The sequence below is a fragment of the Streptomyces sp. NPDC048584 genome (assembly GCF_043199595.1).
Lineage (GTDB): Bacteria > Actinomycetota > Actinomycetes > Streptomycetales > Streptomycetaceae > Streptomyces > Streptomyces edwardsiae.
In genome coordinates this window covers 420,545-434,821 of sequence record NZ_JBICWF010000001.1, presented here as the reverse complement: position 1 = coordinate 434,821, position 14,277 = coordinate 420,545, and the positions used below count along the sequence as shown (strand labels likewise).

Below are 14,277 nucleotides of genomic sequence, written 5' to 3'. Positions count from 1 at the left end.
CTTTCCGCCCTCAGATGTTCCGGAAGCGGTTGATGGCGTCGGCGTGCTGCGCGCGCTTGGCGTGGTCGCGCACGCCCAGGCCCTCCTCGGGCGCCAGGCACAGCACACCGACCTTGCCCTGGTGCGCGTTGCGGTGAACGTCGTGGGCGGCCTGGCCGGTGTCCTCCAGGGAGTACACCTTCGACAGCGTCGGGTGGATTTTGCCCTTCGCGACCAGCCGGTTGGCCTCCCAGGCCTCGCGGTAGTTGGCGAAGTGCGAGCCGATGATGCGCTTCAGCGACATCCACAGGTAGCGGTTGTCGTACTCGTGGTTGTAGCCGGACGTCGAGGCGCAGGTGACGATGGTGCCGCCCTTGCGCGTGACGTACACCGAGGCGCCGAAGGTCTCACGGCCCGGGTGCTCGAAGACGATGTCCACGTCCTCGCCGTCGGTGAGTTCACGGATGCGCTTGCCGAACCGCTTCCACTCGCGCGGGTCCTGGGAGTTCTCGTCCTTCCAGAACCGGTAGCCCTCGGCGTTGCGGTCGATGATCGCCTCGGCGCCCATCGCCCGGCAGATCTCCGCCTTCCGGTCGCTGGAGACGACACAGATCGGATTGGCGCCGCCGGCCAGCGCGAACTGGGTGGCGTACGAGCCGAGTCCGCCGCTCGCGCCCCAGATGAGCACGTTGTCGCCCTGCTTCATGCCGGCGCCGTTGCGGGAGACCAGCTGGCGGTAGGCGGTGGAGTTGACGAGGCCCGGCGCCGCCGCCTCCTCCCACGACAGATGGTCCGGCTTCGGCATCAGCTGGTTGGACTTCACCAGCGCGACCTCGGCGAGGCCGCCGAAGTTGGTCTCGAAGCCCCAGATGCGCTGCTCCGGGTCGAGCATCGTGTCGTTGTGCCCGTCCGACGACTCCAGCTCGACGGAGAGACAGTGCGCGACGACCTCGTCGCCGGGCCGCCAGGCGTTGACGCCGGGGCCGGTACGCAGCACCACGCCCGCGAGGTCGGAGCCGATGACGTGGTACGGCAGGTCGTGCCGCCTGGTCAGCTCGCTGACCCTGCCGTAACGCTCCAGGAAGCCGAACGTCGACAGCGGCTCGAAGATCGAGGTCCACACCGAGTTGTAGTTGACCGAGGAGGCCATCACGGCCACCAGGGCCTCACCCGGGCCCAGTTCGGGCAGCGGCACCTCGTCGAGGTGGAGCGACTTGCGGGGGTCCTTGTCGCGGGTCTCGAGGCCCGCGAACATCTCCGTCTCGTCCTTGTGCACGGTGATCGCGCGGTACGAGTCGGGGAGCGGCAGGGCGGCGAAGTCCTCCGGCGTGGAGTCGGGTGACTGGATCGCGGCCAGGATGTTCTTCATGGTCACGGTGTTGCCTCCGGCGGTGAGCGCCCTGAGGGAGGGGCGCTGAGGGGTACGTCGGTGTGCTGCTGAGGGTTGGGGGTGCCGTCGGTTCGGCGGTGGTGCTTCGGCAGCGCTTGGTGTGCGCGGGAGGGTGCCTGTGACGCAGGCGTCCGGACGTGCGGGCGGTGGGCCCGCCGGGACGGTTCGCCCGGACTCCTTCAACGTATGGCACGCCGTGTCAGGCCGCAAGGCACTGAGTGTCAGAACCTGGGCTCAGGTGAAATCTTTACGTATCAGATGAGCGATGATCGATCGAACGGCCTTCGGAGACGGTGTGAAAAGGGGCCCTGACATGGCAAAACGGCCACCCCGTGGGGTGGCCGTCGACACAGCGGTGAGCGGGCGGTTCAGCGCTCCTTGAGCGCCTGCTCGATGGTCCGCATCACCTCGTCCAGCGGGGCGTCGGTGCGGGCGACCGTCACCAGCACCTCGCCGTGCGAGGCGACCGAGGCGGAGGGCGGCCGCGCGGGCACCGTACGCCGACCCGCCATGATGCCGGTGCCGAAGGTCTTGCGGACGATGGCGAACGCGTGGTCCAGCCCGGCCTCCACATCACCCTTGCCGTCCGCCCGCAGCCAGCGCCGCAGCACATGGTTGTGCGCGGTGACCACGGCGGACGCGGCGACCTCCGCCAGCAGCGGGTCGTCGCCGGCGTCGTCTTCGTGCGCGTGCTCGTCGAAGTGGCCGAGCAGATAGCGGGTGAACAGACGCTCGTAGCGGGCCACCGACGCGATCTCCGCCTCGCGCAGGGTGGGCACCTCGCGCGTCAGCTTGTAGCGGGCGACCGAGATCTCCGGCCGCGCCGCGTACATCTTCATGACCTCCTTGATGCCACGGCACACCGTGTCGAGCGGATGCTCGTGCGCGGGGGCGGCGTTGAGCACCGCCTCGGCGCGGACCAGGGTGTCGTCGTGGTCCGGGAAGATCGCCTCCTCCTTGGAACGGAAGTGGCGGAAGAAGGTGCGGCGGGCGACCCCGGCGGCGGCCGCGATCTCGTCGACGGTGGTGGCCTCGTACCCCTTCGTCGCGAACAGTTCCATCGCGGCGGCCGCCAGTTCCCGGCGCATTTTGAGCCGCTGGGCGGCGGCGCGGGAGCCCGCGGCGCTTTCCGGAGGCTCGGCCGTGGCGGGGGTACGTGCTGACTTGGCGGGCTGGGACATGCCCTGAACGTACTGCATGTGCGCAGCTCGACGCTCATGACCGGGGCCTGCCCCGCCCTCGCCGGACGGGGGAGGGGCGCCGGGAGCCGGGGGCGGGAACCGCTCGGGATCGAGCAGCCCGCCCCACTCCGTGCCATCACCGAACCGGTCGCCGGGACGCGTCTCAGCGCTTGGCATATTCGCGGAAGCCACGGCCGGTCTTGCGGCCGAGGCAGCCGGCGGCCACCAGATGCTCCAGCAGCGGCGCCGGCGCGAGACCCGGGTCGCGGAACTCCCGGTGCAGCACCTTCTCGATGGCGAGCGAGACATCGAGGCCGACCACGTCGAGCAGTTCGAACGGCCCCATCGGGTAGCCGCCGCCCAGCTTCATCGCGGCGTCGATGTCGTCGAGGGAGGCGTAGTGCTCCTGCACCATCTTGATCGCGTTGTTGAGATACGGGAACAGCAGCGCGTTCACGATGAACCCGGCCCGGTCGCCGCAGTCCACGGCGTGTTTACGGACGGTGGCACAGACCTCGCGCACGGTCGCGTGGACGTCGTCGGCGGTCAGCACGGTGCGCACGACCTCGACCAGCTTCATCGCCGGGGCGGGGTTGAAGAAGTGCATGCCGATCACGTCCTGCGGGCGTGAGGTGGCGCGGGCGCAGGCGACGACCGGGAGGGAGGAGGTGGTGGTGGCGAGCACCGAGCCCGGCTTGCAGACCTTGTCCAGTGTCGCGAACAGCTGCCGCTTGACGTCCAGGTCCTCGGCGACCGCCTCGACCGCGAGATCGACGTCGGCGAAATCGTCGTAGCTGCCCGTCGCCCGGACCCGTTCCAGGGTCCGGGCGGCCGCCTCGCCGGTCATCCGGCCCTTGTCCACGGAGCGCGCCAGGGACTTCCCGATCCGCGCCTTGGCACCGAGTGCCTTCTCCTCGCTGCGGGCGGCCAGGACCACCTCGTAGCCCGCCTTCGCGAACACCTCCGCGATACCGGAGGCCATCGTGCCGGATCCCGCCACCCCCACCGCACGCACCGGGCGGCCGACGGTGAACGAACCGCCCGACAGCGGGGTCAGCGCGTCCCGCACCACCGTGCCGCTGCCCGGAGCCTCGTACGTGTAGAAGCCGCGCCCCGCCTTGCGGCCCGTCAGACCCGCCTCGCTGAGCTGCTTGAGCACCGGGGCGGGGGCGTGCAGCCGGTCGCGGGACTCGGCGTACATGGCCTCCAGGACCGTACGCGCGGTGTCCACGCCGATCAGGTCGAGCAGTGCCAGCGGGCCCATGGGCAGCCCGCAGCCCAGTTTCATCGCGGCGTCGATGTCCTCGCGGGAGGCGTAGTTCGCCTCGTACATCGCGGCGGCCTGGTTGAGATAGCCGAACAGCAGCCCGTCGGCGACGAATCCGGGCCGGTCGCCGACCGCCACGGGCTCCTTGCCGAGGTCCATCGCGAGATCGGTGACGGCGGTGACGGCCGCCGGGGCGGTCAGCACACTGGACACGATCTCGACCAGCTTCATCGCCGGGGCCGGGTTGAAGAAGTGCATGCCCAGCACCCGCTCGGGGTGGGCCGAGTCGGCGGCGAGCCGGGTGACGGACAGCGCGTTGGTGCCGGTCGCCAGCACGGTCTCCGGCCGCACGATCCCGTCCAGCTCACGGAAGATCTGCTGCTTGATCTCGTACGACTCCGGCGCCACCTCGACGACCAGGTCGGCGTCGGCCGCCGCCGAGAGGCGGGTGGACGTGGTGACGCGGGCCAGCAGCTCCGCGCGCCGCTCGACGGTCAGCCGGCCGCGCTCCACGGCACGGGCGGTCGAGGCCTCCAGGGCGGCGACGCAGCGGGCGGCCTGCGCCTCACTGACGTCGATGCCGATCACATCGCGGCCGGCGCCGGCCAGGACCTCGGCGATACCGGTGCCCATCGTGCCGAGGCCGACCACGGCGACGGTCCGAAGAGGGGTGTGGGACAGGGGAGTGGCCATCGCGGGACTCCAGGAATGTGGGTGACGACGGGAAACACGCCCGGGTGCGCCGAGCGGCGCACCGGGTGCGTGCGGGATGCGGGTGTGAACCGGGCCGCCGCACACACGCCCGGCGACGACGGCGGGTCCGACCGGCCCTGTCCCGGGGCCGAGCCCTACCGCGGTACGCGGAGTACCGAACCGACTGCCACTCAGAACGACCGCGTCACCAGACCGCCCTGAGAAGAACCACGAGTGGATAACTCGCTCGTCTGAGCTTAACTCGCCGGTAACGAGCGCGCCAGCCCCCGGATGATGTGACGTGGGCCTCCTGGCGGGTCAGCGCCCCCGCACCAGGGTGCCGACCTCGTGCTTGAGGAAGGAGTCCTGGCAGAACTCGAAATGGTCCACTCTGCGCAGATCGAAGACCTGCCGGATGCCCCTCTGCCGGGCCAGTGCGACCACGTCGTTGAATCGCTGCTCGAAGTGGAGGGAGAAGAAGACTCTCGTCGTGTCGCTGATGGCCCGTATGCGCTCCAGACGCTGGAAGAACATGTCGTACTGACCGTCCGGCTGCCAGTAGTCCCACAGATCGGTCGCGTAACGCTTCACCTGCCCCAGGTCCTTGCCGCTGATCTTGTGCAGGTACTCGCAGAAGTTCTGGAACTCCACGAGTGCCTCCGGGATCTGCGCTATGCGCTTCAGCTCCGCGAGCGGCTGCTCGGGATTGAGCGCTGCCACCTTCCCGGAGATGACCATGGTGGAGTGGTTGATGTTCGGGTCCAGCAGCAGGACGGACCGGATCTTCGGCTGCCGCTCAGGATGGTCCCGCCACAGTTCGGCCAGCCGGAAGAGCATGTCGCAGCCCACGGAGAAACCGACGAGCGTCAACCGCTTGTACGGATACTGCCGTTGCAGGTTGTTGATGGCCCCGCTGATGAGATCCGCGTGCACGCCGATGCCGATCGGCCGGTAGCGCCCGTCCCTGGCCTCCTCGGTGTTGTGCCCGAACAGGGTGATGGCGGCGGTGTGCTGGCGGGCGACGTTCATGTACGGACGGAAGTCGTCCGCGTCCAGACCCAGGCCGTGCAGCAGGACGACCAGGTCGGGCGAGTCGGTGCTGCGCTCCAGATACCACAACTGCCGGCCGATGACCGCGTTGTCCGACGGCAGATCCTCCTCGAAGTCGTCTGCGTGGATGTCGAAGAACCGCCGCACGACCTCGCGCCGCTGCTCGCGGTGGCGCTCCGCCAGCCCGCGGCCCCACCAGGCCAGAGAGAAGACGGCGGCCACCGCCAGAACCACCAGCGTCCCGCCGGCGATGACATGGCTCCAGGTCCAAGCGATCACCGCGCGTGCCTCGTCGCTGTAGATGCCGATGGCGGCGCCGGTGACGCCGCCGAAGACGGCCACGGCAGCCCGATGCCGGCTGACGAAGGACGCCAGTCGCTCCAGGTGCGGCACACGGCTGATCATCGGTACGCCTCCGGCCCGGCCACCACGCCCATGTCCGGGTGGACGGTCACGTCGCCCATGAAGTGCGCGTCCGACACATCGGCTATGTGCAGCGCCTCCGTGCTGCCGTCCCGGTACGCGTGGACGGCGCACCCCTGCCGGGCCAGCGCGTGACTGGGGTCCATGAGCAGCAGCAGTCCTGGAGCGTCCAGTGCGCCGGTCACTGTCCGCACCAGCTCCCGTCTGACGTCCTCCCCGTACTGGTAGAGCACGAAGTTGCACGTCACCACGTTGACGCGGTGCTCCGTCAGGAACGCGGCCAGGCCCGGCGAGTCCAGCAGGTCGAGCGGCAGCAGCTGCACGTCGCGGCCTGCCCGCTCGGACTGCTCCAGTGACCACAGCACTTCCTCGAACCTCTGCTCGTAGTAGTCCGACGGGCCGTGGCAGGTACGCACCCAGTCGAGTGTGGGCAGGGGCGGACGATCGACTCCGCAGACGAACTCCAGCGGGATGGAGCGGTACGGGGGCGCCGCCGGATGCCAGCGCAGGTCCGGCGCGAAGCGGCGGAAGACCGCCTCGTTGTTCAGCTGCCGGGGAAGCAGCCCGATGCTGGTTCCCAGATCGAGCAGCCGGACACCGGGGACGGCGAAACGGTCGGCGAAGGCCCCGATGACGAGCTGCGGGAGCAGGAACCGCCGGGCCCCGGTGTAGGAGTTCGAGTACGACTCCATGTGGCGGGCGATGACGTCGCCCCGGCGTTCCAGCAGGTCCGTGAGCGCGGACGTGCGGCGGGAGAGCGGCAGGCGCGGGTCGAACACGTCCCCGGGACCGTTGTGCCCCAGCAGATGATGGCGCACCGCTATGCCGAGCAGGGTGATGGTGTGGGCGTCGCTGATGTAGGGGCGGCTCCGCCACAGCGAGGCCAGCAGCCGGTCGAGTCCCGCGGCCTCCCGGGAGGCGGCCACCTCGCCCAGGCACTCGTGGAACGCGAACCATCCGTGGCTGCCCTGCTGGTGGTTGCACATGTCGGCCACTGCCTCGCCCAGTGCCTTCTTCCGAGCGGAGAACACAGACTGCTCACTCCTTCGCGGACGGACGGTCACGCCACGGCCGTACGACGCGGGCACCGAAGGTGCGCGGGAGCGAGCCCCCGTAACGTATGGCGTTCGGCGAAAAGCCCGACGGTTTCGATGACGGCCGGGGACACCTCGAGCCGGCGCAGCCCTGCCAGCGCCAGCCGCAGGACCCGCTCAGCGACGTCGGCCGTGCCGGGGTGCGCCATGCCCTCGCGCGCCGCGACGATCCAGTCCTGCCACGTGGGCTGGGGGACTCGGTCGGTGATGAGCGACGCGGCGGCGTCGGACGTCGTCTCGTCGTCCATCAGGGCCGCGACCACGGCCACGGGCACCACCCAGTCGTCGGCGTGCTGGGCGTCGATCATGCGGAATTCCAGATGCCCGCAGGCGCGTACGGGCGGAACCAGCGACTTGAGATGGTGGTGGACGTCCTCGGGGCGAACGCCCCGGGGCCCCGCTCCGCGCAGCCACTGTCGCAGGGACAGCCCGTCGGGTGCCGGTGACCACGCGAGAGGGGTGTCATCGGTGACCGGCCTGTGAATGGCCACGACGTTCGTGTCCAGGGCGTAGCGGGTCCAGGTGCGCCGCGGATCACCGTGGTGGGGAAGGGGACCGCTGCGCAAGCGGTCCGTGCGGAGCCGCAGCAGCTGCCGCCCCGACGACGCGGTCTCCTCCTCGTGCTCCGGTCCGTGCCCTACGGGCGAGTTGGCGAACATCGCCATCAGCGCGGGCCCCAGCGCATTGGCGACCAGCCACCTGCGGGACCGTCCGCGCCAGCCGTGGGACGCGTCCCCGGCATCCAGGTTGATCTGCACGGAGGCGGTGTTGCACAGGAGCGTGTCACCGCCGTTCCCCCAACGTGCGTAGTAGCGGCGCAGGGCCTGGTAGCGGGGCAGGGAGACCGTGAAACCCGGCGGACGGGGGTCCAGCCCGCCGCCGACGAGACTCATTCCCACCGTACGGGCCCGCTCCCGTACGACGGCGAGGTCCGCGGCGACGGCGTCCACACAGGACTGCAGCGACTCGTGCGGGGCGCTGCTCAGCTCCAGCTGACCGCCGGGTTCCCACGAGACGCTGCCCGACGAGGGGAGCGGCGTGTCGAAGCGGCGTGCGAGCGACGCCAGTTCCTCGCCGGTGGCCCGGCGGGCGGGATTCGCGTCCGGGACGACGAACCATTCGAGCTCCACCCCGGTCCGCCCCACCCGGTCCCGGCACAGTGAGTTTCTGAAGATCAGTCCCGCTGCTTCGGCCTCACTCAGTGCAGCTTTCAATGCGGCTTCTCCCCCCGGCCCGTTGGATCGTCCTGACGTAAATGGATTGCGGTGTTCCATTACTGTTCGCTCGCGGCGCGTGATCGGCGCTCGCGGGACCGTGCAGGAATCTTTCGGGTGAGAGCCTTACTACCCGCGTTGGACGGCTCTGAAGCACGTCCGGCGGAAGCGGGGGGAGAAGCGGATTCCCTCACCTCGGGACCGGGTACTGGACTATTCTGACGTATCAGAGATGTGCATCGCTTCCGTCTTGTCAGAGAGTGGCCGATCCTGTGAAAACCCTTCTGTCCTCCGACCGTTTGACCAACCGGCATTTCAGGCAGTTGACCTATTTGGAACGCGTGGCCGATTCCCGTACGCTGATTGTGTTCTTTCATGGGTTGGGGCTGGACGCCACGGATTACCAGGAGTATCTGGAGCTGCACGACACCCATGCCGTCGCCGTGAATCTCGCCGGCTACGCGCCCAGGGCCGGAGGCCATCTGCCGCCGGTGCCCGTGAACCGGCACGTGGAGATGGTCGCCGAGCTCGTGGAGCGGATCGGTCGTCAGAATCCCGACAAGCGGATCCTCCTGGTGGGGTTCTCTCTGGGTGCCGACCTGGTGCTCCAGTTGGCGGAGCACTGGACGGGGGCCCTCGCTCACAGGCAGCCCGACCTCGCCGGTGCACTGCTGCTGGATCCCAATGTGAACCGGTCGACGATGACCATCTCCCGGTTGTTCGCCGCCGCCGATCACCGGGATCCGCTCCCCGCGCTCAAGAAACTGGTCGATCTCGCACCGGATCTCGATGGTTTTCGAACGTTGTGCAGCTATGCGAGCAGAATCGCATCGAAAGATTTCGGTCAAGTTCATCAACTCGCCGACGATATGATGAGTTACTGGGATGCTGCCGGGTACGACCAGTTTGGTGCCCGTGTTTCCGCTGTTGCGAAAATGGCGGGCAAGGTCAACATTGTACTGTCGGCCGACTATGAGGAACACTTGCCCGAGATGCGGGCGGCCGCAAGGCGGCACGGCTGTACAACGGATCAGGTCCATTTCAATATCACCGAGCTCGATCATTTCGGCTTGATCGGGCAAACCGTGCTCTCACGCGAACTCGAGTCCCTCGGCCGCGGCTGATGACGCGCGGCGATACGGACCGGTCCACCCTGGAGCGGCTGAGACAGGAGTCGGGCGGATCGGCGGCGTACGACCGTCTTCTGGATACGGGCGACCTCGATGCCCTGGCCGGTGTGCTCACCGAGGGTGGGCAGCCGTTGTGGGCGCGGGAGTTGGTGGCGTTCCGGCTGGGGGTGGCGGGGGACCCGCGGGCGTTCGAGGCGCTCGTGCTGCTGCTCAATCACCGGGATCCGCCGCGCTGTGCCGCCGCCGCGCATGCTCTGGCCCGGCTGGGGGACCCGCGCACCGCCCGTGCGGCCGCCGCGCTCGCCACCAATGAACTGCGGGTCGCCTACGCCCTGCATCCGGTGCGGCTGCTCACCGAGCTGCGTGCGCCCGAGGCGGTTCCCGCCCTGATCACCACCCTGCGGCGGCGGCTGCGACCCCACGATCCGTACCGCCGGGTGGCGCTGGCCTGTGTGGAGGGGCTGGGCGAGCTCGGTGACCGGCGCGCCGAGCCCGTGCTCAACGACGCCCTCGCCCATCCGGCACTGGCCGAGGCGGCGGTGCGCGCCCTGGCCCGGATTCCCCGGCCGAGGTAGGGACGTCAGCCGGTGAGCCTGCGCGCGTACCGCACCTCGGGGACCTCGACGCCGTCCACCTCGAAGGGTTCCTCCGCGCCGTCCGCGCCGAAGCCCGCGCGCTCGTAGAAGCGGCGGGCGCGGGTGTTGTGCTTGAGGACCCACAGGTACATGCGGGCGTGTCCGGCGGCGGCGCCGCGGCGGACCGCCTCGGTGAGGAGGGCCCGTCCCACGCCCTGGCCGATGCGCTCGGGCGGGAGGTACAGGGCGTACAGCTCGGCGTCGGCGGTGCGCGTCCCGCCGTCCCGGTACGGGCCGAACGCGGCCCAGCCGGCGAGCGCGCCGCCGTCCGTCTCGGCGACCAGGTTCACCACGCCGCCGTCGCCCCGCAGCAGCCGGGCGCGGTGCCGCTCGGAGTCCGCGCCCACGTCCAGGCGGTCGAGATACGGCTGCGGCATCAGCCCCCGGTAGGCGTGCCGCCAGCCCCCTATCCGTATCCCGGCCACGCCGTCGCAGTCGGCCGGCGTCATCGGGCGCAGCACGTACCCGCTCACGCGGGCACCACCGCCAGGGCCTCGATCAGCAGGCCGTCCGGTACACGCGCGGCGCGGGCCCCGCCAACGGCCGGCATGTGCGCCATGTCCGGGACGAGGAAGGCCGGTTGCACCGCGTCGTCGAAGGTCGCGGCGGCGTCGCCCTCGCCGACCGGCGCGCCGTCCTCGTCCAGGGGCAGCCGGCCGGCGACGGCGACGAGCCGGCCCGTGCCCGTCACCACATGGGTGTACCGGGCCGCGGGGGCCACGCCGTCGGGGACGGGAATCCTGGACAGGTCGTTCATGGAGCCATCATGACCCATGGGTACGACAGTCCCGCCCCCGACGGTGCGTCAGCCGCGGAAGCCGAGCAGGCCGTGCAGGGTCGAGCCGCGGGCCGACGACGGTGCCGCCTTCGATGTCAGCGGCTCCGGGTCGGGCAGCGCCGCGCACACCGCGTCGGCCACGCCACTGCCTCCGCGCGGCACGGTCCCGTCCGTCAGATAGGCCGCCAGATGCCGGTCGAGGCAGGCGTTCCCGCTCAGCGTGATGCCGTGGTTGCCGCCGCCGGACTCGACGACCAGGCTGGAGTTCGCCAGCAGCCGGTGGACGGTGACACCGCCCTGGTAGGGGGTCGCCGCGTCGTCCGTCGCCTGGAACAGCAGCGCCGGCGGCAGCTTGCCGTTGCGGACGCGCTCCGGACGCAGCGGCTCCACCGGCCAGAACGCGCACGCCGCGTTGTACCAGGCGTTGTTCCAGGCCATGAAGGGCGCCCGCTCGTACACCTCCCAGTTGTCCTTGCGCCACTGACTCCAGTCACGCGGCCAGACGGCGTCCCGGCACTCCACGGCCGAGTAGACGCTGAAGCCGTTGTCGGCGGCGGCGTCGCTCGCGGCGAAGTTCTCGTACGCCCGGACCAGCGGGCCGGTGTCCTCGTTCTTCGCGTACGCCGAGAACGCCTCCGCGAGGTAGGGCCAGTAGCCGTTGTAGTAGCCGCCGGGGATGAAGGTGTCCTCCAGTTCGGCGGCGCCCACCTTCCCGCCGGCCGGGTCCTTCTTCAGGGCCGCGCGCATCGCGTACCAGGCCGCCTCGACCTTCTCCGGGTCGGTGCCCAGCCCGTACGCCGCGTCGTGCTCGGCGACCCAGGCCATGAAGGCGCGGTGGCGGTCGTTGAAGGCGTAGTCCTGCTCGAGGTTGGCGTCGTACCAGACCCCGGTGGGGTCGACCACCGAGTCCAGCACCAGCCGCCGTACCCGCTCCGGGAACAGCTTGGCGTACACGGCGCCGAGATAGGTGCCGTACGAGTAGCCGAAGTAGTTGATCTTCTTCGCGCCCAGCGCCCGCCGGATCACGTCGATGTCGCGCACGGTGCTGTTGGTGTCGATGTACGGCAGCAGGTTCGCGTACTTGCGGCCGCAGGCCGCGGCGAACGACTGCACACGCCCGAGGTTGGCCCGCTCGACCTCGGGCGAGGTCGGCACCGGGTCGGGCCGCACCGGGTCGAAGTGGCCGGGCGCGCAGTCCAGCGCCGGCTCGCTCGCGCCCACCCCGCGCGGGTCGAAGCCGACGACGTCGTACTCGGCGGCCACCTGCTTGGGCAGCGCCGACGCGACGAACCCGGCGAGCGCCAGACCGCTGCCGCCGGGGCCGCCGGGGTTCACCAGCAGGGGGCCCTGGTACTTCTTCGCGGTGTGCGGGACACGGGACAGGGCGAGGGTGATCTTCCTCCCGGCGGGGTCGGTGTGGTCGAGCGGTACCCGGACGGACGCGCACTGCAGCGTCGGGAAGTCGTCGGTGCCGCACTTCTTCCACGCGGGCTTCGCGGCGTGGAAGGTCTCCGGCGCGCGCGGGGTGCCGGCCTCGGCGGGAGCGGCCGTGAGGCTTCCGGCCAGGACGACGGCGGCTCCGCACAGCACGGCTGCGCGTTTTCTCATGACGGGGTCCTCCCAGGACGCGGGTGCTGCGGACCGCGGGACTCACGGTTCACGCGGCATCGTCCCGATATGGAGCCCTTTGTGAACGTCTTCTGTGGATTCTTGACCCGATCGGGTCGCCGGATGCGCTCGAACGCGCCTAAAGAAGCGTGAGTTGGGTCGGCTCCGTCGGCTCCACCGTCGGGGGACCGGCGGCTTCGGCCGCGCGGAGGCGGTGGGGCGTCTCCGTGCGCGTGGGGCCGATGCCGTACTCCTGGGCCAGCTCGTGCACCTGGCGGGTGATGCGGCGCTGGTACCACTTCGGGGCGTAGGCGCCGTCCGCGTACAGCCGCTCGTAGCGGGCCACCAGATACGGGTGGTGCCGGCCGAGCCAGGACATGAACCACTCGCGGGCGCCCGGCCGGAGATGCAGCACCAGCGGGGTGACGGAGGTGGCGCCCGACGCCGCGACGGCCCGCACGGTCGCCCGCAGTTGCTCCGGGCGGTCGCCGAGGAACGGGATCACCGGTGCCATCAGGACCCCGCAGCCGAGGCCGTGCTCGGTGAACGTCCTCACCACGTCCAGGCGCCGTTCCGGCGCCGGGGTGCCCGGCTCGACCGTGCGCCACAGCCGCTCGTCGACGAAGCCGACCGAGACCGAGACGCCCACGTCGGTCACCTCGGCTGCCTGTCGCAGCAGCGGGAGGTCCCGCAGGATCAGCGTGCCCTTGGTGAGGATCGAGAACGGGTTGGCGTGGTCGCGCAGGGCGGCGAGGATGCCCGGCATCAGCCGGTAGCGGCCCTCCGCGCGCTGGTAGCAGTCGACGTTGGTGCCCATCGCTATGTGCTCGCCCTGCCAGCCGCGCGACGCCAGCCGGTGGCGCAGCAGCTCGGGCGCGTTCACCTTCACCACGATCTGGCTGTCGAAACCCAGCCCCGTGTCCAGGTCCAGATAGCTGTGCGTCTTGCGCGCGAAACAGTAGACGCACGCGTGCGAGCAGCCGCGGTACGGGTTCACCGTCCACTCGAACGGCATACGGGACGCCCCCGGCACCCGGTTGACGATCGAGCGGGCCCGGATCTCGTGGAACGTGATGCCGGCGAATTCGGGTGTGTCGAAGGTGCGGGTCGTGACCGCGTCCGCGCCGAACAGCGCGGTGTCGGCCCTGCTGTGTTCGGACTCCGGTGAGAGGTTCTCCCAGCGCATGACGCCTCCTCGGTATCGCTGCGGCACACAATAGAACAAGTGTTCCCTTGATCGTGCGGGCGACATCTTCGGTCACATACGGAACCCCGATTTGGGCGGCCGGGCCCGGGGGTGGTTGGCTTGCCCCGACCCCGATAACCCATGCCCTGGAGGATTGCGATGGCGCAGGTCGAGGCCACTACGGAGCGGATCGTCGCGGCGGACGCGGAGACGGTGTTCGACACGCTCGCCGACTACAGCGGCACCCGCGCCGAACTGATGCCCGAGCAGTACAGCGAGTACGAGGTCCGCGAGGGCGGCGACGGCGAGGGCACCCTCGTGCACTGGAAGCTCCAGGCCACCAGCAAGCGCGTCCGTGACTGCCTCGTCGAGGTCACCGAGCCGACCGACGGCGAGCTGGTCGAGAAGGACCGCAACTCCTCCATGGTCACCACCTGGCGGGTCACCCCGGCCGGCGAGGGCCGCTCCCGGGTCGTCGTGACCACCGTCTGGAACGGCGCCGGAGGCATCGGAGGCTTCTTCGAGAAGACCTTCGCACCCAAGGGCCTCGCCCGCATCCACGACGCCCTGCTGGCCAGGCTGGCCGCCCAGGTCGAGAAGTGAGCGGCCGCAACACCTCGTAGACAGTGGGGAGTTGACTCCTCACCGG

General features: G+C 70.1%; 12 protein-coding genes and 1 pseudogene. 3 read left to right on the top strand and 10 right to left on the bottom strand.

Features of this window, described 5'->3' with window-relative positions:
* Positions 1-10: 10 nt before the first annotated feature.
* The 6 genes from ccrA to ACGFR9_RS01765 all read right to left on the bottom strand — a co-directional run bounded on the left by ccrA (position 11) and on the right by ACGFR9_RS01765 (position 8,291).
* Positions 11-1,348: a crotonyl-CoA carboxylase/reductase gene (ccrA, locus tag ACGFR9_RS01790; protein ID WP_393202742.1), complete on the bottom strand. Its 1,338-nt coding sequence runs from the start codon at positions 1,346-1,348 to the stop codon at positions 11-13.
* 389 nt (positions 1,349-1,737) lie between these two features.
* Positions 1,738-2,550: a TetR family transcriptional regulator gene (locus tag ACGFR9_RS01785; protein WP_393201910.1), complete on the bottom strand. Its 813-nt coding sequence runs from the start codon at positions 2,548-2,550 to the stop codon at positions 1,738-1,740.
* Between the two features lie 163 nt (positions 2,551-2,713).
* Positions 2,714-4,510, bottom strand: coding sequence for a 3-hydroxyacyl-CoA dehydrogenase family protein (locus tag ACGFR9_RS01780; RefSeq protein ID WP_393201908.1), 1,797 nt, complete (start codon positions 4,508-4,510; stop codon positions 2,714-2,716).
* A gap of 318 nt (positions 4,511-4,828) precedes the next feature.
* Positions 4,829-5,965: a hypothetical protein gene (locus ACGFR9_RS01775; RefSeq protein WP_393201906.1), complete on the bottom strand. Its 1,137-nt coding sequence runs from the start codon at positions 5,963-5,965 to the stop codon at positions 4,829-4,831.
* Positions 5,962-7,014: a hypothetical protein gene (locus ACGFR9_RS01770; RefSeq protein WP_393201904.1), complete on the bottom strand. Its 1,053-nt coding sequence runs from the start codon at positions 7,012-7,014 to the stop codon at positions 5,962-5,964. The genes ACGFR9_RS01775 and ACGFR9_RS01770 overlap by 4 nt, the downstream gene beginning before the upstream one ends.
* A 29-nt stretch (positions 7,015-7,043) precedes the next feature.
* The gene (locus ACGFR9_RS01765; protein ID WP_393201902.1) at positions 7,044-8,291 is read right to left on the bottom strand and encodes a glutamate-cysteine ligase family protein; all 1,248 of its coding nucleotides are present in this window, start codon (positions 8,289-8,291) and stop codon (positions 7,044-7,046) included.
* 260 nt (positions 8,292-8,551) lie between these two features.
* Between ACGFR9_RS01765 and ACGFR9_RS01760 the strand changes: the two genes are divergently transcribed.
* Together ACGFR9_RS01760 and ACGFR9_RS01755 are read left to right on the top strand one after the other, a co-directional pair.
* Positions 8,552-9,415, top strand: a complete 864-nt coding sequence (locus tag ACGFR9_RS01760; protein ID WP_393201900.1) for an alpha/beta fold hydrolase — start codon at positions 8,552-8,554, stop codon at positions 9,413-9,415.
* Positions 9,415-9,996 carry an adenylosuccinate lyase gene (locus tag ACGFR9_RS01755; protein ID WP_393201898.1) on the top strand — a complete coding sequence of 194 codons (582 nt, stop codon included), beginning with the start codon at positions 9,415-9,417 and terminating at the stop codon, positions 9,994-9,996. Before ACGFR9_RS01760 ends, ACGFR9_RS01755 begins: the two co-directional genes overlap by 1 nt.
* Positions 9,997-10,001: 5 nt before the next feature.
* On the opposite strand, the gene ACGFR9_RS01750 is transcribed toward ACGFR9_RS01755, so the two are convergent.
* The 4 genes and pseudogenes from ACGFR9_RS01750 to ACGFR9_RS01735 all read right to left on the bottom strand — a co-directional run bounded on the left by ACGFR9_RS01750 (position 10,002) and on the right by ACGFR9_RS01735 (position 13,628).
* The gene (locus ACGFR9_RS01750) at positions 10,002-10,505 is read right to left on the bottom strand and encodes a GNAT family N-acetyltransferase (protein WP_393202740.1); all 504 of its coding nucleotides are present in this window, start codon (positions 10,503-10,505) and stop codon (positions 10,002-10,004) included.
* A 32-nt stretch (positions 10,506-10,537) separates the two neighbouring features.
* Positions 10,538-10,813: pseudogene (locus ACGFR9_RS01745) on the bottom strand (RidA family protein); the annotation flags it as partial.
* Positions 10,814-10,861: 48 nt separating this feature from the next.
* Entirely contained in the window at positions 10,862-12,442 is a 1,581-nt protein-coding gene (locus ACGFR9_RS01740; RefSeq protein ID WP_393201896.1) for an alpha/beta hydrolase, read from the bottom strand.
* A 139-nt stretch (positions 12,443-12,581) separates the two neighbouring features.
* The gene (locus ACGFR9_RS01735; RefSeq protein WP_393201894.1) at positions 12,582-13,628 is read right to left on the bottom strand and encodes an Rv2578c family radical SAM protein; all 1,047 of its coding nucleotides are present in this window, start codon (positions 13,626-13,628) and stop codon (positions 12,582-12,584) included.
* Positions 13,629-13,787: 159 nt separating this feature from the next.
* Between ACGFR9_RS01735 and ACGFR9_RS01730 the strand changes: the two genes are divergently transcribed.
* Positions 13,788-14,231, top strand: coding sequence for an SRPBCC family protein (locus ACGFR9_RS01730; RefSeq protein ID WP_393201893.1), 444 nt, complete (start codon positions 13,788-13,790; stop codon positions 14,229-14,231).
* Positions 14,232-14,277: the final 46 nt, after the last annotated feature.